This is a genomic window from Bacteroidota bacterium (assembly GCA_039714315.1).
Lineage (GTDB): Bacteria > Bacteroidota > Bacteroidia > Flavobacteriales > JADGDT01 > JADGDT01.
Genome location: JBDLJM010000050.1, coordinates 1 through 19,598 on the forward strand (window position 1 = coordinate 1; position 19,598 = coordinate 19,598).

Annotated in this window: 19 protein-coding genes; 11 read left to right on the forward strand and 8 right to left on the reverse strand. The window is 34.8% G+C overall.

Annotated features, from left to right (window positions below):
- Window positions 1–187: 187 nt before the first annotated feature.
- Complete coding sequence (locus ABFR62_06830) at window positions 188–892, reverse strand: methyltransferase domain-containing protein (GenBank protein ID MEN8138129.1); 705 nt, start codon at window positions 890–892, stop codon at window positions 188–190.
- 80 nt (window positions 893–972) lie between these two features.
- Between ABFR62_06830 and ABFR62_06835 the strand changes: the two genes are divergently transcribed.
- Complete coding sequence (locus tag ABFR62_06835) at window positions 973–1,470, forward strand: YkgJ family cysteine cluster protein (GenBank protein ID MEN8138130.1); 498 nt, start codon at window positions 973–975, stop codon at window positions 1,468–1,470.
- 59 nt (window positions 1,471–1,529) lie between these two features.
- Here the strand turns inward: ABFR62_06835 and ABFR62_06840 are convergent, their stop codons facing one another.
- Window positions 1,530–2,516, reverse strand: coding sequence for a type I phosphomannose isomerase catalytic subunit (locus tag ABFR62_06840; protein MEN8138131.1), 987 nt, complete (start codon window positions 2,514–2,516; stop codon window positions 1,530–1,532).
- 233 nt (window positions 2,517–2,749) lie between these two features.
- Between ABFR62_06840 and mnmH the strand changes: the two genes are divergently transcribed.
- The gene (gene mnmH, locus ABFR62_06845; protein ID MEN8138132.1) at window positions 2,750–3,808 is read left to right on the forward strand and encodes a tRNA 2-selenouridine(34) synthase MnmH; all 1,059 of its coding nucleotides are present in this window, start codon (window positions 2,750–2,752) and stop codon (window positions 3,806–3,808) included.
- Between the two features lie 34 nt (window positions 3,809–3,842).
- A complete protein-coding gene (gene selD, locus ABFR62_06850; GenBank protein ID MEN8138133.1) occupies window positions 3,843–4,892 on the forward strand; it encodes a selenide, water dikinase SelD in 1,050 nt (349 codons plus the stop codon).
- A gap of 66 nt (window positions 4,893–4,958) precedes the next feature.
- Here selD and ABFR62_06855 read toward each other — a convergent pair whose 3' ends face one another.
- Together ABFR62_06855 and ABFR62_06860 are read right to left on the reverse strand one after the other, a co-directional pair.
- Window positions 4,959–6,497, reverse strand: a complete 1,539-nt coding sequence (locus ABFR62_06855) for a YifB family Mg chelatase-like AAA ATPase (protein MEN8138134.1) — start codon at window positions 6,495–6,497, stop codon at window positions 4,959–4,961.
- Window positions 6,498–6,643: 146 nt separating this feature from the next.
- On the reverse strand, window positions 6,644–7,048 hold the full coding sequence (locus tag ABFR62_06860; protein MEN8138135.1) for a YopX family protein: 405 nt from the start codon (window positions 7,046–7,048) through the stop codon (window positions 6,644–6,646).
- A gap of 157 nt (window positions 7,049–7,205) precedes the next feature.
- On the opposite strand from ABFR62_06860, the gene ABFR62_06865 reads away from it, so the two are divergent.
- Window positions 7,206–8,510 (forward strand): anthranilate synthase component I family protein, encoded by a 1,305-nt coding sequence (locus ABFR62_06865; GenBank protein ID MEN8138136.1) that lies wholly within the window; start codon window positions 7,206–7,208, stop codon window positions 8,508–8,510.
- Window positions 8,503–9,810 (forward strand): tRNA lysidine(34) synthetase TilS, encoded by a 1,308-nt coding sequence (gene tilS, locus ABFR62_06870; protein ID MEN8138137.1) that lies wholly within the window; start codon window positions 8,503–8,505, stop codon window positions 9,808–9,810. The genes ABFR62_06865 and tilS overlap by 8 nt, the downstream gene beginning before the upstream one ends.
- A gap of 70 nt (window positions 9,811–9,880) precedes the next feature.
- On the opposite strand, the gene trxA is transcribed toward tilS, so the two are convergent.
- The 4 genes from trxA to ABFR62_06890 all read right to left on the reverse strand — a co-directional run bounded on the left by trxA (window position 9,881) and on the right by ABFR62_06890 (window position 13,426).
- The gene (gene trxA, locus ABFR62_06875) at window positions 9,881–10,252 is read right to left on the reverse strand and encodes a thioredoxin (GenBank protein MEN8138138.1); all 372 of its coding nucleotides are present in this window, start codon (window positions 10,250–10,252) and stop codon (window positions 9,881–9,883) included.
- Window positions 10,253–10,417: 165 nt separating this feature from the next.
- The gene (locus tag ABFR62_06880; protein ID MEN8138139.1) at window positions 10,418–11,761 is read right to left on the reverse strand and encodes a Mur ligase family protein; all 1,344 of its coding nucleotides are present in this window, start codon (window positions 11,759–11,761) and stop codon (window positions 10,418–10,420) included.
- A gap of 51 nt (window positions 11,762–11,812) precedes the next feature.
- Window positions 11,813–12,643, reverse strand: coding sequence for a lysophospholipid acyltransferase family protein (locus ABFR62_06885; GenBank protein MEN8138140.1), 831 nt, complete (start codon window positions 12,641–12,643; stop codon window positions 11,813–11,815).
- A 156-nt stretch (window positions 12,644–12,799) separates the two neighbouring features.
- A complete protein-coding gene (locus ABFR62_06890) occupies window positions 12,800–13,426 on the reverse strand; it encodes a CoA pyrophosphatase (protein MEN8138141.1) in 627 nt (208 codons plus the stop codon).
- Between the two features lie 112 nt (window positions 13,427–13,538).
- Between ABFR62_06890 and ABFR62_06895 the strand changes: the two genes are divergently transcribed.
- From ABFR62_06895 to ABFR62_06920, 6 genes are all read left to right on the forward strand, one after another.
- Entirely contained in the window at window positions 13,539–14,288 is a 750-nt protein-coding gene (locus ABFR62_06895) for a peptidylprolyl isomerase (protein ID MEN8138142.1), read from the forward strand.
- Between the two features lie 45 nt (window positions 14,289–14,333).
- Window positions 14,334–15,362, forward strand: a complete 1,029-nt coding sequence (locus tag ABFR62_06900; protein ID MEN8138143.1) for a trypsin-like peptidase domain-containing protein — start codon at window positions 14,334–14,336, stop codon at window positions 15,360–15,362.
- 42 nt (window positions 15,363–15,404) lie between these two features.
- Window positions 15,405–16,034, forward strand: a complete 630-nt coding sequence (locus tag ABFR62_06905) for a DUF2975 domain-containing protein (GenBank protein MEN8138144.1) — start codon at window positions 15,405–15,407, stop codon at window positions 16,032–16,034.
- 4 nt (window positions 16,035–16,038) lie between these two features.
- Window positions 16,039–16,254: a helix-turn-helix transcriptional regulator gene (locus ABFR62_06910; protein MEN8138145.1), complete on the forward strand. Its 216-nt coding sequence runs from the start codon at window positions 16,039–16,041 to the stop codon at window positions 16,252–16,254.
- 115 nt (window positions 16,255–16,369) lie between these two features.
- Window positions 16,370–18,568, forward strand: a complete 2,199-nt coding sequence (locus ABFR62_06915; GenBank protein ID MEN8138146.1) for a M1 family aminopeptidase — start codon at window positions 16,370–16,372, stop codon at window positions 18,566–18,568.
- A 230-nt stretch (window positions 18,569–18,798) separates the two neighbouring features.
- Window positions 18,799–19,598 (forward strand): hypothetical protein (locus ABFR62_06920; protein ID MEN8138147.1); only part of this gene is annotated, 800 nt, incomplete at its 3' end.

The window sequence follows — 19,598 nt, forward strand, 5'->3', positions numbered from 1 at the left end:
TGTAGATGCTTTTAACGGCACACCGGTATTAGACCTGAAGCCATATCTTCCATCTGTCGATTTTGTAGAAAGTAAAATCAACACCGAAATGGAAAAAGAAATGGGTCATCACGACGAGATAATGGTGAAGGATCCGGTTTACAAGTAATACTTTAAACTTTAGACTTTAAACTTTAGACTTTATACTTTAGACCACCTCTAACCTAGCCAAATAATCAAAATGCTCCCCTTCCTCTACCAGCTCACATTTAAGACCTACGGTTTCAGCTACACTCTTCAATCGTGGAAAATCAACATAAAGCCAGTCAAACTCTTCTGTACTTTGTTTCTTATAGTGCATCTGGAAAGTTAACTCTCCGTGATATTCTCTTCCTAAATCAAGCCACATTCCTCCATCTTCCTCTTCAAACATATACGAAATATCAGAAGAATCCAGTAATATTTTACCTCCCTCGCTTAGTAATGACTTTAATTTGTTGAGAAAATTTGGCAAATTCTCCAATGTTCCGGCAAGGCCAATACCGTTCATCAAAAGCAATAAAGTATCGAACTCTTCACCCTCAAAATCTTCCAAAGACGAATTCTCAACTTTTTTCACCCCTCTTGCTTTGGCAACTTTACAGGCACCAACAGATATATCTATAGCCTTAACATCAACATTCTTATTCTGCAACTCCAAACTGTGACTCCCCGACCCACAACCAATATCAAGAACTTTTCCATTACATAAATTAAGAGCACTTTGCTCGATCTTAGGCATATCTTTCCAACGGCGAAATAAATACGGCAATGGCATTTCATCCTCCTCGGTAATATTCGAAGTTGTAATAATATCTTCTGTATATTTTTTGTTCCAGAAATCTATTAATGCCTTTCCTAATATATCTTTCATTTCGATGTTTATTTGCTTAACTGTTTATTTGCTAAATTGTTTTTAATATTTTTGCAGAATCCTAAATATAATTTCAGATTATGCAAAAAATACTAGAAGAACTGCCTAAACGGGCCAAAGATAAGCATAACGAAAACAAAAAGTACTTTCAAAAACTTCGAAAAAAGAAACCTAAACAATTAGACCTGGTAATGCAGGATATTCACGACGAGGTATTTGAATATATAGACTGTTTGAGCTGTGCAAATTGTTGTAAAACCACCGGCCCCTTGTTGAAAGATAAGGATATTGAGCGCCTGTCGAAGTTCATGAAAATGAAATCTACGGCCTTTATAGATCAATATTTAAGAATTGATGAAGACAATGATTATGTATTCAAAGAAATGCCCTGTCCGTTTTTGGCTGCCGACAACTACTGCTTAGTTTATGAAGCCCGTCCAAAAGCATGTAGAGAATATCCGCACTTAGACAGAAAGAAGATTTTTCAGATAGGAAACCTTACCGTAAAAAATACCGAGATCTGCCCTGCCGTTTTTGATGGAGTTGAACTGCTTAAGGAGAAAATCCCTTTGAAATAAAGAAGCATGAAGTCAGAAGTCAGAAGTACTTCCGACTCCCGACTTCCGACTCCCAACTCTTATCCAGGTAAATATACCTCCAGCAACTTGGCCTCTTTTACTACCTCAAGCTCAACTTCAGTAATTGAAGCAGGAAGCAAAACGGTTTCTCCTTTTTTTATATTCAAAGACGAATCACTATATTTCAAATTCAGTTCACCCTCCATAAGCATGTAGATTACAAAAGAATCTAAATCTTTATACGAAATCTTCTTAGACGAGTCCAGCTCAAACAAATTTGTCTCGAAATAAGAACATTTCTCAAGTTGGGTTCTTTCGTTTTTAACTACAGAATAGTCGGTTTTATATTTATCGTATCCTTTAAAGTCTAAAGCATCCAATGCATATTCGGTATGCAGCTCACGCCCTTTTCCATTATCATCTACCCTATCCCAGTCGTAGATTCTATATGTAATATCAGATGTTTGCTGAATTTCGGCCAACATTATACCCGACCTTATCGCATGTACTCTTCCAACGGGTATAAAAAACACATCTCCTGCCTCTACCCTTTCTGAATTTAGAATATCACCAAGTTTTTTATCCTCAAGCTTATTGAGATATAATTCCTTATCGATTGTTTTGTTAAATCCGGAAATTAATTCGGCATCTTTTTCTGCATTAATAACATACCACATTTCGGTTTTTCCAAAAGAATTATGTCGTTCTTTTGCCAACTCATCATTTGGATGAACCTGAATAGACAGATCATCCTGTGCATCGATGAATTTTATCAATAGCGGAAACTCATTCTCAAACTGCCTATAAACTCTCTCGCCAAGCAATTCTCCTTTATATTTACTAAGCAGGTCCTGTAAATTTATCCCTGCCAGTTCTCCGTTTGAAATAACAGAAACATCGCCTTTCACTCCACTTATCTCCCATGACTCACCGGTTTTATCTCCTGATGCTTTCTTATTCAACAGAGTTTTTAATCCACTTCCTCCCCAAATTTTTTCTTTCAGAATTGGCTCAAACTTAAAAGGATAAAGAACTGTATTTTCCATTGGTAAATAATATTTTCTATTAAAAATTGTGAATACAAATGTATTATAAAAGTTAATAAGACACTTGTAAAGAATAAGCATTTTTAATATACTACAGAAGCAGTTTCTTTAACATACTTAAAAGCCTTTTTTCTGTAATTAGTCTAATGTTTAGTTATATTTACCCTGAAATATTTTTCTGCAATAAAGACAGAACTACATCTTTATAGAAAAGTACACATAAAAAACATACCATGATCGAAAGAATTACAATAGAGAAATATATCGAAAAATATAATGGACTTCCGATAATTGATGTCAGGTCTCCGGGAGAATATAAGAAAGGTCATATAATAAATGCAGTTAACATTCCCCTGTTTTCAAATGACGAACGTGCTATTATTGGCACGATCTATAAACAGGTATCTAAAGACGCGGCTATAGAAAAAGGATATGAGTTAGTAAATCCGAAGCTCGATCATTATATCGAGGCGTCATTAGATGCTGCTCCCGAAAAAACAATTATCGTTCATTGTTGGCGCGGCGGAATGCGTAGTGAATCGTTTGCTCAACATTTGCACAATAATGGTTTCGAAAAAGTTTATGTTTTAGAAGGAGGTTATAAAGCTTACAGGAGAGCCGTTCTTTCATTTTTTGAACAAAAATTTAAACTAATAATTTTAGGCGGATATACAGGTAGCGGTAAAACCGAAATTTTACACGAAATAGCTAAAACAGGCAAACAGGTTATCGATCTGGAAGGTTTAGCAAACCATAAAGGATCGGCTTTTGGTGGTATTGGCCAAAATGAACAGCCATCTGTAGAACATTTTCAAAACATGCTTTTTGAAGAAATGACCAGCAAAAATCTCAGTGATTATATCTGGCTTGAAGATGAAAGTTTAAATATTGGAAAAGCGAGAATTCCTGAAAGTTTATTCAAACAAATGCGCGAACAAAGAGTATTTTTTGTTGATATACCACGTTCTGAAAGAGCTTTTTTCCTGACTCAAACTTATGGCAAACAACATAAAGACAAACTGGAAGAATCAATATTAAAAATACATAAACGTTTAGGTCCGCTAAATACAAAAATTGCAATTGAGGCTCTTAACAATAACGACTTATTAAGCGTTGCAGAAATTTCATTAATATATTACGATAAAGCATACCTGAGAGGGGTAGAAAATAGAGATCCGAATAAAATATCTATAATAAAACTGAAAGATGTAGATCATTACCGAAATGCTAATACCATCTCGGACCGGGTAATCAAAATCATAAACAAAACGGATAAAGTGTTCGCTAATTAAATAGTGACAAAGAACCATTCTGACAAACAATAAAATGGACGAATTAATAAAGGAAATCCAGATGACTAAATATAGTCATGGAGCGGGGTGCGGATGTAAAATCTCACCCAAAGCACTAACAACAATATTAAAAAGTAATATAACACCGGTAAAAACAGATAAATTAATCGTTGGAAATGACACTCGCGATGATGCAGCAGTTTACGACATAGGCAACGGAAAAGGAATAATAAGTACAACCGATTTTTTCCTGCCAATTGTTGATGACCCTTTCAAATTTGGAAAAATTGCCGCTGCCAATGCTATCAGCGACATTTATGCAATGGGAGGAAAACCGATAATGGCTATTGCCATTTTAGGATGGCCGGTAAACAAACTTTCGAACGAAGTAGCAAATAGTGTATTAGAAGGAGGACGGGAAATTTGCAAAGAAGCAGGTATTCCTCTTGCAGGTGGGCACAGTATTGACAATCCGGAGCCTATATTTGGTTTGGCAGTAACGGGTATGGTAGATCTGGATAAGCTTAAACAAAACAATAAAGCAGAGGCCGGAAGCAGACTATTTTTAACAAAGCCTCTTGGTGTTGGCATACTTTCTACGGCTCAAAAAAGCGGTACTCTAAAAGCAGAACATGCTGATATCGCCCCGGAATCTATGATGAGATTAAATAATGTAGGAGACAAACTTTCTGAATTAGATGGTGTTACTGCAATGACGGATGTTACAGGATTTGGACTTCTTGGGCACCTCCTGGAAGTTTGCGAAGGAAGCAACTTAATGGCAATACTGGATTATGATAAAATCCCTGTATTTGAATCTGTTTACGAATATATCGATCAGGGAGATATTCCCGGGGGCACAAAACGAAATTGGGAAAGTTATTCTGATAAAGTAAGTATTCCAAACGATGCCAATATCCAAACAATTTTATGCGATGCCCAAACAAGCGGAGGTCTGTTGATTGCGGTAAAAGAAGAAATTGCAGATCAGGTACAGCTAATTTTAGAAGAAGAAGGCTTATATAGCCAATCTTTTGGTTTCCTTAAATCATACGAAGGCGGAAAGCATATTTTTGTTAAATAACTCTTAGATAAACTCAGTGACCGTTTCATAAATTATAACGGTTACCGGGTTTATCAAAGTATCTTACTATGCCAACCACCCTTCCCTGTCTAAACTTCTGTATTGAATAGCCTCGCTCAAATGGTGATTTTCAATATTCTCCGCACCCTCAAGGTCGGCAATTGTTCTTGACACTTTTAAAATTCTGTCGTAAGCCCTGGCAGACAAACCCAGCTTATCCATAGCATCTTTTATCAGTTTTTTACCTGACTCTGAAAGTTTGCAGTATTCAGCAATCTGATTTGGTCCCATCAGTGCATTTGAGTGTATCTTTTCGTGTTCTATAAATCTCCTTTCCTGTATTTCACGAGATTTTATCACTCTATCCCTTATGACTTCACTCGATTCTCCCTTCCTGTCTTCGGAAAGTTTATCGAAAGGTACGGGAGTAACTTCTATATGAATATCTATCCTGTCTAAAAGAGGTCCGGAAATTTTACTCAGATAGCGCTGCATTTCAAAAGGACTCGATACCAATGCCTTTTCGGGATCATTAAAATATCCACTTGGAGAAGGATTCATAGAAGCTACCAACATAAAGCTGGATGGATATGTAACTGTAAATTTAGCTCGGGAAATAGTTACTTCCCTATCTTCTAATGGTTGCCTCATCACCTCCAAAACACTTTTCTTAAACTCCGGCAACTCATCTAAAAACAAAACACCATTATGCGAAAGTGATATTTCTCCCGGCTGGGGGTACGACCCTCCCCCTACAAGAGCCACATCGGAAATGGTATGATGAGGAGATCTGAACGGTCTGACACTCATCAACCCACTTTCTTCCTGCAGTTTCCCGGACACTGAATGTATTTTTGTAGTTTCCAATGCCTCGTTCAGACTCATCGGCGGTAATATTGACGGAATACGCTTTGCGAGCATGGTTTTTCCCGATCCCGGAGGACCGACCATTATAACATTATGCCCGCCGGCTGCAGCAATTTCTAAACAGCGTTTTATATTTTCCTGCCCCTTAACCTCTGAAAAATCGTGCTCAGCCTTACTGAGGTTTTCAAAAAAGAACTGACGGGTATCAATATCTACCGGCTCCAAAATTTTATCACCTTCAAGGTGCTGAATTGCCTCTGAAATATTCTCAACACCATAAACCGATAAGTTATTTACTACACCTGCTTCCTTTGCATTCTGAATCGGAACAATCAAACCTTTAAACCCTTCCTCCCTGCCATTTATTGCAATAGGCAAACTGCCTTTTATGGGCAGAAGACTACCGTCTAAAGACAATTCTCCCATGATTAGATAATCTGACAAATCGGGAACTTTTATTTGTGAAGAAGCAGCTAATATCCCTATTGCAATGCCTAAATCGTAAGCTGAGCCCTCTTTTCGCAGATCTGCCGGAGCCATATTGATGGTAATCTTTTTGCGGGGCATTTTATAGGAATTATTCTTCAAAGCTGCACTAATGCGATAACTGCTTTCTTTTATGGCACTATCGGGCAGTCCTACTAAATGATAACCGGCACCTTTTACTACATTTACCTCAATTGTAATTGTAGTTGCAGACACTCCAAAGACAGCGCCTCCATATACTTTTTCTAACATAAATTTGGTATTTGTTGCAAGTAATACCAATATTTACGCAAACTGACCGATATAAGTTGTTATAATTCAACTTATTTATCAATCACTTTGAATATAAATTGGTATAATTACACCTGGCAAATTAACAGGTGTCATATATTTAATAACTATAAATTATCTAGTCCTAAATCATCAATAAGTTCAATGTTATTATAGAGTTGACCGGTAATGGTAATATCTTCCGACTTAAAAAATCTTATCCCCGCTAAAAAAAATGGAAAAAACTCTTTGCTGTCTATAAAAAGTATGCCAAACTTATTAGCATTCCATAACACAACCCCTTTCTTAATCTTATTATCAACAACATCCTTTACATTCAATATATCCAACTCGAATATATCCCTGCCATTCCTGTCTTTATACCCAATACCTTCATCTATTTCATCATAACGTGGCATGCCTCGCATCCACCATAAAAACTTTCGCGATTTATAGCGAAGGCCATTCTTTGTCTTCTCGAGAATACCGACAATTTGCCGCGACATTCTCAATCGATAAAGGGTTCTTTTCATTGTTACACGTAGTTAAAATTGTAATTTAATTGTAGGTAAATATCTATACATCAAGTTAATACATATTTATTTAATCTCCTAACTAATAAGCTTATAAGTATCAACAATAGCCAGGTTCTTTTTGTAAATTTGTCAACGATTAATTTTACATTTGGAAATGGTTGAAAGAAAAATAAAGCAATTATGCCTGAAAAACCCCGATTTTGTTAAGGAACAACTTTTGCGATGGGGACAACAACTTAATGCTTTCGTTCTTCTGGATTCAAGCCGTTACAGAGAGAAATTTTCAAATTTTGATTTTGCCTGTGCTGCTATTCCAGTATCGGAAATTATGCTGCAAAGTGAAAATAAAGCTTTCGAAAAGCTTAAAGACTACCAAAGAAATATCAACGACTGGATATTTGGCTACCTCACCTACGATTTAAAAAATGATATTGAAGAACTGAGCTCCTCAAATTTTGACGGGCTTAACTTTCCTGCTCTTCATTTTTTTCAGCCTGAAGTTATTTTCTTTTTAAAGGGTAATAAATTAGAAGTTTCCTATCCAAAAACCTCTGACGAAAGAAAAATTGATAAAATTCTTGAAAATGTATTAAACACTGAAGTAAATTCAGATATAGAAGAATCGAAACTTCACATACAAAACAGAACTCCAAAAAAAGTTTACATCGATAATGTTCAAAAACTGAGAGCTCATATTAAAAGAGGAGATATCTACGAAGCAAACTATTGCCATGAATTTTACTCGGATGAAGCACTTATAGATCCTGTGAAGAAATACATTATGCTCAATAAAATTTCTACTCCCCCTTTTGCTACTTTCTACAAATTAAACAACAACTATTTAATTTCGGCTTCACCTGAGCGTTTTGTACAAAAAACAGGATCAAAAATTATATCACAGCCAATAAAGGGAACTGCCAAAAGAGGTAAATCTATGGATGAAGATATACGAATCATTGCCGAGTTGGAAAAGGATGAAAAAGAAAGAGCCGAGAATATTATGATTGTTGATTTGGTGAGAAATGACCTGTCGAAAACCGCAAAAGAAGGATCTGTAACCGTTAATGAGCTGTGTAAAGTTTATTCGTTCCAACAGGTTCATCAAATGATTTCGACGGTTAGCTCTACAGTCGATAATAATATTTCGCCTGTTGATATAATTGAAAATGCCTTCCCAATGGGATCTATGACGGGTGCTCCGAAAATAAGTGCGATGGAACTTATTGAGAAATATGAAAAAACCAAAAGAGGCCTTTATTCAGGAGCAGTCGGATACTTTAGTCCCGAAGGTGATTTTGATTTTAATGTTATAATAAGATCTATTTTGTATAATGCCGAAAAAAAGTATCTTTCGTTTACGGTAGGTGGAGCAATAACCTACAAATCTGATCCTGAAAAAGAGTTTGAAGAAACTATGGTTAAGGCGGATGCAATGTTTAGAATCTTAAAACATGATTAAGAAATTAGAAAAACATATAAGCGATAGTTTTGCTTTTATTAAAAACAAAAAGATCCTGATCGGCTTAAGCGGAGGCCTAGACAGTATAGTATTGGCATATCTTTTAAATGAATTGGGTTTTGAGATATTACTTGCTCATGTAAATTTCAAACTACGTGGAAAAGATTCTGATGAAGATGAAAACTTTGTAGTACAATGGGCTCAAAATTTTGAAATTCCGCTTTTTAAAACATCATTTGATACAAGAAAAGTTGCCTCCAAAAGAAAAATCTCTATCGAAATGGCTGCCAGAGACCTGAGGTATGACTGGTTTAAAGAACTAAGCAAACAAAACAACTTCGACTATATTGCAGTAGCACACCATCTAAACGACAATATTGAAACCATACTGATGAACCTCAGCAGGGGTACGGGAATTACGGGTATCTCAGGAATGAAAGATATTTCGGGAAATATTATAAGACCACTTTTACCGTTTTCGAGAAATGAAATTGAGCAATATGCCAATGAAAATAATTTACAGTGGAGAGAAGATCTTTCTAATTTAGATACAATATATAAGCGAAATAAAATCAGACATGAACTGATTCCTCTTTTCGAAGAACTAAATCCATCGTTCGTCGATTCATTTTCTAAAAACATAGATAATTTCAGACAAACGGAAAAAATTCAAAATGAATATCTCAACAATTTAAATTGCGATTTTTGGTCTGAGAGGGATGATATTGTTGAAATTTCAATACCCAAACTGAAGAAACACATAGCCTATAAAACAATATTGAGGGAAAAACTGCTTCCGTTTAACTTTAGAAATATTGACGATATATTACACAGCTTTTCTTCAATTTCGGGAAAAATGTTCTTCTCGGAAACTCACCGTATTATAAAAGACAGGGATACTCTCATATTAAGACGTATTGAGAATGTAGAACCTGAAGAATTCATTATTGAAGAAAATATATCTTCAATCAATATCCCTATCCGGCTAAACTTTAAAACATCTGAAATATTTTCGAAAAACCACGATAAACAAATAGCTCAATTAGATAAAAGCAAACTTAAATTCCCCCTTAAAATAAGAAAGTGGAAAACCGGTGATTTTTTCTACCCGCAGGGATTGAAAGGAAAGAAAAAGATAAGCAAATTCTATAAAGATGAAAAATACTCACTTTTGGATAAAGAAGAACAATGGTTATTAGTATCGGGCGAAGATATTGTTTGGGTAATAGGAAAGCGTATCGACGAAAGATATAAGGTGGATTCTAATACAAAAGAAGTTTTACATATTCTATCAAATTAATTTATACGTATAAAAAAAACCGTCATAACAACTATGACGGTTTCTTTATATTATATATAATCTATTTAGATTATTTTGCTTCTTCTACTTTAAGAAGTTCTTTTTCAATTACCTGAACTAAAGATTCTTTTGGAAGAGCACCAGGTTGCATCATTGGCTGTCCTTCTTTAGGAATAAATAAAATTGAAGGAATAGAACGAATACCAAATACGGCTGCTAACTCCTGCTCAACTTCAGTATCAACTTTATAGATATTGATTTTTCCTGCATACTCATCAGAAAGCTCTTCTAAGATTGGAGCTACCATTTTACATGGTCCACACCAGTCAGCGTAAAAATCAACGATTGCTGGAAGTTCACCTTGAAAATCCCATTCTTGCTTAGTTGTGTAATCGAAGATATCTTTCTTGAAACCTTCTGTAGTTAACTTAATTGTAGGCATAATAATTATTTATGTTAATATCTTATTTCCTTATTTTTGATGGTGCAAATGTACAACACCTTTCACCTCCTAAAGTATCTTTTGTTACAAAAGTTATTGCTTTCTGATAAACTGCTAATTATTACAGACGAACTACCGCAATTAACTTAACTTCAAAGACTTAGACTAATATAACTTATCTAATTGTAAGCCTCCTAAATTTCCTGACGACATAAAAAGGGCCACATCTGTATTTTGAAGGTTGGCATTCACATATTCTTTCAACTCATCAGGCTTATCGAAGAAAATCAAATCATTTTTGGCAAATGCCTTTTTTATTTGTTCCTCTCCAATTGGAGCCATCCTCTTATTTTTCACAATCTCACTGTCGACATAAACAATCGGGTTAGAAACCGAATCCAGGCTGCCTTCATATTGAACCAAAAATTCCGGATTAAGACTACTGTAAGTATGAAGCTCCAATACTACCAGTTTATTTTTATCGGCAAATCTTTCGCTTACAGCCGATACACTTGCTTCCACTTTAGATGGAGAATGGGCAAAATCTTTATACACGATATGTTCGTCGTCCTTATAAACCTCTTCCAAACGGCGTGAAGCTCCTCTAAAACTTGAGATAGCATTGTAAAAATCAGAGTAACTAACTCCCATTTGACTGCAAAGTTCTTTAGCTCCCTCTAAATTCTGAAGGTTATGCTTACCAAAAATTTCAAGCTTAAACTCTCCTTCGTCCGTATTAATAAAATAACCGCCTTCTTTTATTTCATATTTTGGAGTAGAATATGGAATGAAATTTATATTAGCCTCAGACTTATTAACAAGTGAAACTATATTTTCGTCTTCCTCATTGTATATTAGTACTCCACCATCTTCAATTTTATCGATAAAGATCTTAAACTGCTCCACATAGTTTTCAAATGTTGGAAACACATTGATATGATCCCATGCTATTCCGGTAAGCAATGCAACGTTAGGCTTATACAAATGAAACTTAGGCCTTAAATCTAAGGCTGATGACAAATATTCATCTCCTTCTAAAACAATATACTTATTATCATCGCTAAGCTTAACCATAGTTTCATAACCTTCGAGCTGGGCTCCAACCATATAATCAACATCAAGCTTCAGTTCATTGGCCACGTGTAACACCATAGAAGTAATGGTAGTCTTACCATGTGAACCTCCAATAACAACACGGGTTTTATTTATTGATTGATTATATAGAAACTCAGGGTATGAGTAAATCTTTAAATTAAGTTCCTTTGCCTTTAATAATTCAGGGTTATCGGCATGAGCATGCATACCCAAAACAATGGCATCGATTTCCGGGCTTATTCTGTCGGCATTCCATCCTAATTCGTCAGGCAGAAGATTATATTTTTCCAACCTGCTTTTCGAAGGCTCAAAAATTATATCGTCAGACCCCGTAACATTATTTCCTTCTTTACTGAGAGCAATAGCCAAATTGTGCATGGCGCTTCCGCCAATTGATATAAAGTGTATCCTCATAATATCCTAAATAAAAAAGCTCCAGATAAAGGAGCTGTATATAATAATAAACTAGTAGTCAAATATAGGCTTTTTCAACTTCTTATCACCTAATTCTGTTTGGAATCTTGGATAATTAGGGCGCATATGCTCTAATGGTCTAACTCTGTTAAAGGTCGGCGATTGTTCAATACCATGCATCACTTTATCCATTATCGACTCAACACTTTCATTTTTATAATCTATTTCCAAAGGATCTTTAAAAGTCATGGAAAGGTCTACACCTTTTACCCTTATATTCAATCCTTTTTTATCGTATGCTCTTCTAAAACCATCAATAACTATAGGTACAACTGTTGGCTTATAGTTTTTTATAATATGAGCTGTTCCTTTCCTGCCGGGATTAAAAGCACGCGTAGTTCCTTGCGGAAAAGTAATTACCCAGCCATCATCTAAAGCCACACCTACACTATCGGTATCCTGTGCTTTTACTTTTCTTTGAATTGACTGACCTGCTTCACGCCAGGTTCTCTGTACCAAAATAGCTCCGGCATAAGCAAAAATCTTTGGCAGCAGACCGGCTGTCATGGTCTCTTTTGCAGCCACAAAATACAAGTTCAACTTTGGCCTGAAAAATGACAATGGATTAGTGATATTATGAATATAACCATTATTGGATGCCGCAAAAACATGAAACATCGCAGCTACATCCGCAAAATAAGTTTGATGATTTGAAACAAAAAGAACATTACGCTCAGGTAAGTTTTGTAGAATTTTGCCATTCTTAATCTTCAATTTATTAAATGAATTGTACCTGCGGTACGAAATTATTCCAAAAACTAATATTATTATTCGCTTTAATATCAGTAATTGTCCGAATGGATTTTTCTTAAATAATCCCATAATATGGTTTTATATTCTACACTGTAGAAGCTAAAAAATAACTTCACTCCAAGTTATATAACTATAACTACTTGGATAAATTCAACAAAAAAAGATTTACAAAGTTACAGAAAAATATATCGTTTTTTAAAAAAGCTCTTTTTTTATAACAGCAAATCATATAACAGCATCACGAAACTCACTAAGTATCATCGCAGTAGCTCCCCAAACAACTCTATCGCCCAACCTAAATGCCGGAACTTTCAGATTCTGAACATAATTACTACTAACTATTTCTTCACATATACATGTATCATCCAAAAATTCTGTCATATTTACTTCTATTATCTCTTCCACCTCATAACTGTCCTTAACAAAGCTGGGCTTTTCTTTTAATATCCCCAAAAAAGGTGTTACCAGAAATTTACTGGGCGAAACCCATACTTTGCTAAGTGGGGTTACAACCTCTATTTCTCCCGAATCAACACCAATTTCCTCATAAGTTTCTCTCAATGCAGCTTCCAATTCATTTTCATCCTCCTCAAGCTTTCCTCCGGGTAGACTTATTTGTGCAGAATGAGCTCCATTGTATTCTTTTCTTTGAATAAGTACAAATTTACTATTATCTTCTCCATCAGGATACACTAACAGAAGAACAGACGCTAAAGTAGGTTTGGTTTCATAAACCTCTTCCCACGATATTTTTGGTCTAATTGAAGGCACCATTTTAAATTGTGACTCCTGACCCGGAAGCTTATCTGAATCTATTTTCTTTACACGATCATATAGTGTATCAAAATCCATATTTAAAATCTTTAAAACCAAGTATAGACAAAACTAATGATATTGCATTTAAATTTTACAATTAAAATAATACTTTTGAAATCAATAATAATTTAACAAAAAATACTTAAAAATGAGAATAGTATGGGCTTTAATTTTCTTCGCTTCTGTATTAACTTCATGTAATACTGAAACAAAGAAAAAAAATAAAAGTGTACCAAAGAAAGTAAAAATCGTAAAAAAGAAAACTGTTCTTACAAATGAAAATGCTGTTGATTTTTTGACAAAATACGGCAAAGAACACCCGGAAACAATTATTGAGATTAGCACAAATTACGGCGATATGCAGGTTAAACTCTATGAGGATACACCTCTGCACAGAGCTAATTTTTTATACCTGATCAACGAGAAATACTATAACGGAACATTTTTCCACAGAGTGGTAAAAGGTTTCATGATTCAGGCCGGGAACACAGACAACTGGGGAACAAGCGGCAAAAGAGCTAAAATTGGCACCTACAAGCTGCCGGCAGAAATAAAAGCAAATCGTTTTCATAAAAAAGGAGCATTAGCTGCTTCGAGAAGCTATGTTGATAATCCTGACAAACTTACTTTCCCCTTTGAGTTTTATATTGTTCAGGGACATACTTTCGATAAACAAACTATGGATATGGTTGAAGAACAATACAAGAAAAAAATAAGTACTGAACAACGAAAAGAATATTATAGAATTGGAGGCACACCACACCTCGACGGTGAACATACCGTATTTGGAGAAGTAATTGAAGGTTTCGATACTATCGACAAAATAGCATCGGTTCAAACTGACAAGGGAGAGTGGCCCGAAATTAATGTTGTAATACAGATGAGAATCATTAAATAAAAAGATTTACATTTATACTTCTTAATAATTATAAATTACTGTTTTATGAAATATCCTAAAATAAAACTACTATGTTTTGCCTTTTTAATGGTAAATATATCATTTGGTCAAACTCTTTCTGAACAATACGATAAAGTAAGTAAGTCAGTGGTTCAGGTTATTGTAAAGTCTGAAACAAACAAAGGTATAGGTGATCCTTATGAGAAAATCGTTTCAGGAGGATTGGGCACAGGAGTATTAGTGAGTAAAACAGGAGAAATAATTACTGCGGCTCATGTAGTTTCAAATGCAAGTGAAATAGAAATTATATATAAAGACGGTACAACATCAGCAGCCTCGATAGAAAAAATTTCTAATACAGGAGATGTAGCTCTGCTAATAGCTGATAAAGTTTCTCAAAATTCAACTATTGCTAAATTCGGTAATTCTGATGAGGTTAAAATTGGTGACAACATATATATTATAGGGTTTCCTATGGGACTGGAATACTCATTATCGAGTGGAATAATCAGTGGCATACATCATGATAAACTAAAAATAGAAGAAGGTGTAAGTATGGAGTTTTTTCAAACTGATGCGGCTATAAATACCGGGAACTCAGGAGGTCCTATGTTTAATCAAAAAGGCGAAGTAATTGGAATAATAAGTTCTATACTGTCACGATCGGGAGGCTTTGAAGGAATTGGGTTTGCATCTACTTCAAATCTGACAAATAATCTACTTTACAAACAGGAAAGATTCTGGTTTGGTGTTGATGGAGACTTCATACAAGGAACTTTGGCAGAAGTTTTAAATATCCCGCAGGATGCAGCGCTGATGATTTCATCCGTAACGCCTAATTCTCCAGCCTACTTTTTAGGATTGAGAGGAGGCTACTTAAATACAAAAATCGGTGAAAAAGATTTTTTATTGGGTGGTGATATCATCCTGTCGATAGAAGATATTTCTCTTGATACTCCCGAACATGTTTCAAATATTTGGAAAATATTAGGAGAGAAAAAACAATTCGATGAGGTTAGGTTCAAAATTTTGAGATCAGGACACATCAAAGAATATGTTTGGAAAGTAAAATAAAACCGTAGAAACAAAATTAATATAACTAATCCTTAATAAATAATGTCTGAAAAATATTCTTTTATTAAAGCTGTTTCCCTGCTATTAAAGGCCATTTGGTACATACAATGGCTATTTATCGGAATTCTTATTGTTTTTGCAATTACCATTTTTTCTAATCCGTCGTTTGTTGATTTAGACAAACTAACCGGATTTAATGTGGAATATAAAAAAATCGAACTTCCGGGATCTGTCATTGCTCCGGAAATCGAAAAACGCGATGTTTACATATCAAATGGTGAGGGCAGGCTCCATATAGCAGGTTTTAAAAGCAACTATGTATTATACAGATTAGCGGGAGTATTTCTTCAGTTATTCATTTTTATGTTGATAATTCACTATCTGCGTGAATTATTTAAAAACATGGGAAATAACAATTTTTTCATTATACAAAACGGAGAATTTATTAAAAAAATATCATATCTGGTTATTGCTATTGATGTAGTTCCAAATTTATTATACTACTTTATAAATTTACATATTAAAAACACCCTTAATCTTGAAGGAATTATTTTCAAAAGTAAGTTTAACTTCGATTTTCACACAATATTACTCGGTTTGTTAATACTTGCTATATCGCAGGTGTTTTTCGAAGGAAACAAGCTAAGAGAAGAAAATGAATTAACGATCTAAAATTATGCCAATAGTAACAAACCTTGATGTAATGCTTGCCAAGCGCAAGATGTCATTAACCGAACTTTCGGAACGAATAGGCATAACTATGGCCAACCTTTCTATACTAAAAAAAGGAAAAGCCAAGGCTATCCGTTTTTCTACTCTTGTAGCAATCTGTGATACTCTGGACTGTCAACCCGGTGATATTCTTGAATATATTCCGGATGATACAAATTAGCATTGTATAATCTTACGTCTGTCTTTTATCGTTTTTCGATAATTTTTATTTGTTTATTAATATTAAGTTGATATATTTGAAACAATATGCAATTTATTTAATCTATTCCTACAAAATGAAACTAACAAAAAATAAGTTTGCCCTGCTACTGATGTTGCTGGCAACTTCGGTTTTGAACGCTAAAGATTCTAATCCCGAAGAAGAGAAAAACTCTCATCAAAAAATAAATTCAGAAATCGACGTACATAATTCTTATATTAAGGTTACTGATTCGCTATACGTCGTCAACTCCAATTTTGAAGATAAATCTCTGAAGTTTTCATTAAACGAAAACCTGAAGTTAAAGGTACTTAACAAAGGATTAAAACTTAAATCGCTTGGGAAAACTTCGGAAGAAGACTCTTATATTAACTATGAAATAAATGCAAAAAAGTTATCCGATAAAAAAACACTTATTGTTTTAGAATACGAAGGTGTTATTAATGACGAAATTAAAAGCGGCGCAGCAGAGTATGCCCGCGGATTTAGCGAAACTCAGGGAATGATCTCAAAAAAAGGGATTTACATGGGAGGATCTACCTACTGGACACCTTCATTTGGAGAAAACACCTTAAGTTCTTTCGAATTAACTGTAAAAATAGATTCGTCGTACAATATTGTTTCACAGGGACAAAGAACAATAAACAAAGTAGAAGGTGACAAAAGAACTGTAAAATACTCTTCTCCCGAGCCAATGGACGAAGTTTACCTTATTGGTGCACAGTGGAAAGAATATTCAATGCCTGCCGGTAAAGTTGAAGTTCAGGCATTTTTAAGAACTCCCGATGATAAACTAGCATACAAATATTTAGGTGTTACAAGCGGATACCTAAAAATGTATGAAACTTTAATTGGTGAATACCCATATACAAAATTTGCCTTAGTAGAAAACTTCTGGGAAACGGGTTACGGAATGCCTTCTTTTACCCTTTTAGGAGAAAAAGTTATCCGTTTCCCTTGGATTCTGTTTTCATCATATCCTCATGAATTATTGCACAACTATTGGGGGAACAGTGTATTTGTTGACTACTCTGAAGGAAACTGGTGCGAAGGAATTACAGCATATATGGCAGATCACCTGATGGCAGAACAAAAAGGCGGTGGAGCAGTTTACAGAAGAAATACCCTTCAAAAATTTACAGATTATGTAAATGAGGAAAACGACTTTCCGGTAAAAGAGTTCCTAAACAGAAATAACTCGGCTCAGGAAGCTGTTGGTTACGGAAAATCATTAATGGCAAACAATATGCTACGCCTCTATCTGGGAGATAATGTATTTGTAAAATCATATCAGCATTTCTACGAAAACAATAAATTCAGAAAAGCATCTTTTACTGATATTAAAAATAGTTTTGAAACTGTTTCAGGTAAAGACCTGGACGCATTCTTCGATCAGTGGATAAACCGTACAGGAGCTCCTACTCTTAAAATTTCTGATATTAATGTAAAATCTGATAATGGAAGTTATAATCTTAAATTCAAACTTAATCAAGTTCAAAAAGAAGAAGCATTCGATATTAAAGTACCGGTAGCTATTTATCTTGAAGGAGCAAATGAGGTAATATGGAAAACAGCCTCAATGGACAAAAAGGAGCATATTTACGAATTTGCTTTAGATAAAAAACCTTTAAAAATTGAAGTTGATCCTCAGTTTAACTTAATGAGAAGACTTAACAGAAAAGAAGTTCCTTCTTCTTTGTCGCAGGTATTTGGAAATACACAATCTACTTTGATTTTACCTGGTAAAAGTGCAAACCTTGAAGCTTACAAAGCTATGGCTGAAACATGGAAAAAGACTCAAGAATCTCAAGGAAAAAATGCAACAATAGTATTAGATAGCGACCTTGAAAAGCTTCCTGCCGATCAGGCTGTTTGGGTATTAGGATTCGAAAACAAATTCAACACTAAGGAATTACAAACTAATTATGCCGATTATCTGGGAACAGAGAAAATTGAACAGATTAAATCATTGAGTACGAACGGATCATTGGTTTACTCTACTCCAAACACGGCTAACATTAATTATAGCGTTGGTTTTGTAGGTGCCAATTCTGACGAAGCTGTTGCTGCATTAACAAGAAAGCTTTTACACTATGGTAAGTATGGATATTTAGGATTTGAAGGAGACGAAGCAAATAATGTTCTCAAAGGTTCTCTACCGGCTTTAGATTCTCCTCTTAATGTAAAAATATCTGATGGAGAAACTCAGGCAAAATTAAACCCTAGAAAAGCACTTTACGAAAGTCAACAAAAAGGAGGAAGACCAAGAAATTAAAATTTTAGTTGTAGTTTTTTTAGGGCGAGTAGTTCTCATGCTTTTACTTACTCGCCTTAAATAAAAGCAACTCCCTGTTTTCTAAAGACAGGTAATAACTAAAAACATAAAATTATATACATATGAAATCCCCATCTCGGCTAAGCCGAGACCAAGTGTGATGAATATAAATGGGGATAACATACCTGTCACGCTTTAGAATGATGTCCTTAACATAAAACAATATACATATGAAAAATAGAATATTAATATTAGGCTTATCTACTATAATACTATCTTCCTGTAACGAAGAACCTAAGCAAAAACAAGCTGATGAGGCTAAACCGGAAATAGCCGAAAATATAACACCTGAAAAAGCTAGAGAAGAAAATGATGAACTTACCATAACTAAAGTTCCAAATGTAACAAATGGTGCTGAAGCATATTTTTCACCGGATGGTAAATCACTTATATACAACGGTAAAGAAGAAGGAGATGAAAGCCACATGGTTTATACGATAAATATTGATGGTAGCAACCGAAAAAGAATTAACGACAAAGGTGAAGACGCTTGTTCTTATTATGCACCGGATGGAAAATCGCTTATCTGGACATCAACAAGAGCAAACCCCGACATGCATAAAGGAAACTATTCAGACCCTAAAGATTATCCGCAAGGTGCCGAGATTTTTACATCTGATTTAGATGGAGAAAATGTAAAAAGGCTTACAAACAACAAATATTACGATGCGGAGGTAGCATATAGCCCTGATGGCAAAAAGATTCTCTTTGGTCGCCAAATTGACGGAAAAATGGATCTATGGACTATGGATATAGACGGAAGCAATCAAACTCAAATCACATTTACCGAAGACTGGCAGGAAGGCGGAGCTTTTATTATGCCTGATAATAAAAGCATTATTTACAGAGCATGGAAAAAAAGCGAAGAAGAAAACAAAAGTAAGGATATGCAAATATTCACTATCGGAGTTGACGGTAGTAACATGAAGCAAATTACAACAGAAGCAGGAACTCACTGGGCTCCTTTCCC

Excerpts from the sequence above, each read along its gene's own strand:
- ABFR62_06830 (MEN8138129.1), bottom strand. The coding sequence starts at position 892 with ATGAAAGATATATTAGGAAAGGCATTAATAGATTTCTGGAACAAAAAA.
- ABFR62_06835 (MEN8138130.1), top strand. The coding sequence starts at position 973 with ATGCAAAAAATACTAGAAGAACTGCCTAAACGGGCCAAAGATAAGCAT.
- ABFR62_06840 (MEN8138131.1), bottom strand. The coding sequence starts at position 2,516 with ATGGAAAATACAGTTCTTTATCCTTTTAAGTTTGAGCCAATTCTGAAA.
- mnmH (MEN8138132.1), top strand. The coding sequence starts at position 2,750 with ATGATCGAAAGAATTACAATAGAGAAATATATCGAAAAATATAATGGA.
- selD (MEN8138133.1), top strand. The coding sequence starts at position 3,843 with ATGGACGAATTAATAAAGGAAATCCAGATGACTAAATATAGTCATGGA.
- ABFR62_06855 (MEN8138134.1), bottom strand. The coding sequence starts at position 6,497 with ATGTTAGAAAAAGTATATGGAGGCGCTGTCTTTGGAGTGTCTGCAACT.
- ABFR62_06860 (MEN8138135.1), bottom strand. The coding sequence starts at position 7,048 with ATGAAAAGAACCCTTTATCGATTGAGAATGTCGCGGCAAATTGTCGGT.
- ABFR62_06865 (MEN8138136.1), top strand. The coding sequence starts at position 7,206 with ATGGTTGAAAGAAAAATAAAGCAATTATGCCTGAAAAACCCCGATTTT.
- tilS (MEN8138137.1), top strand. The coding sequence starts at position 8,503 with ATGATTAAGAAATTAGAAAAACATATAAGCGATAGTTTTGCTTTTATT.
- trxA (MEN8138138.1), bottom strand. The coding sequence starts at position 10,252 with ATGCCTACAATTAAGTTAACTACAGAAGGTTTCAAGAAAGATATCTTC.
- ABFR62_06880 (MEN8138139.1), bottom strand. The coding sequence starts at position 11,761 with ATGAGGATACACTTTATATCAATTGGCGGAAGCGCCATGCACAATTTG.
- ABFR62_06885 (MEN8138140.1), bottom strand. The coding sequence starts at position 12,643 with ATGGGATTATTTAAGAAAAATCCATTCGGACAATTACTGATATTAAAG.
- ABFR62_06890 (MEN8138141.1), bottom strand. The coding sequence starts at position 13,426 with ATGGATTTTGATACACTATATGATCGTGTAAAGAAAATAGATTCAGAT.
- ABFR62_06895 (MEN8138142.1), top strand. The coding sequence starts at position 13,539 with ATGAGAATAGTATGGGCTTTAATTTTCTTCGCTTCTGTATTAACTTCA.
- ABFR62_06900 (MEN8138143.1), top strand. The coding sequence starts at position 14,334 with ATGAAATATCCTAAAATAAAACTACTATGTTTTGCCTTTTTAATGGTA.
- ABFR62_06905 (MEN8138144.1), top strand. The coding sequence starts at position 15,405 with ATGTCTGAAAAATATTCTTTTATTAAAGCTGTTTCCCTGCTATTAAAG.
- ABFR62_06910 (MEN8138145.1), top strand. The coding sequence starts at position 16,039 with ATGCCAATAGTAACAAACCTTGATGTAATGCTTGCCAAGCGCAAGATG.
- ABFR62_06915 (MEN8138146.1), top strand. The coding sequence starts at position 16,370 with ATGAAACTAACAAAAAATAAGTTTGCCCTGCTACTGATGTTGCTGGCA.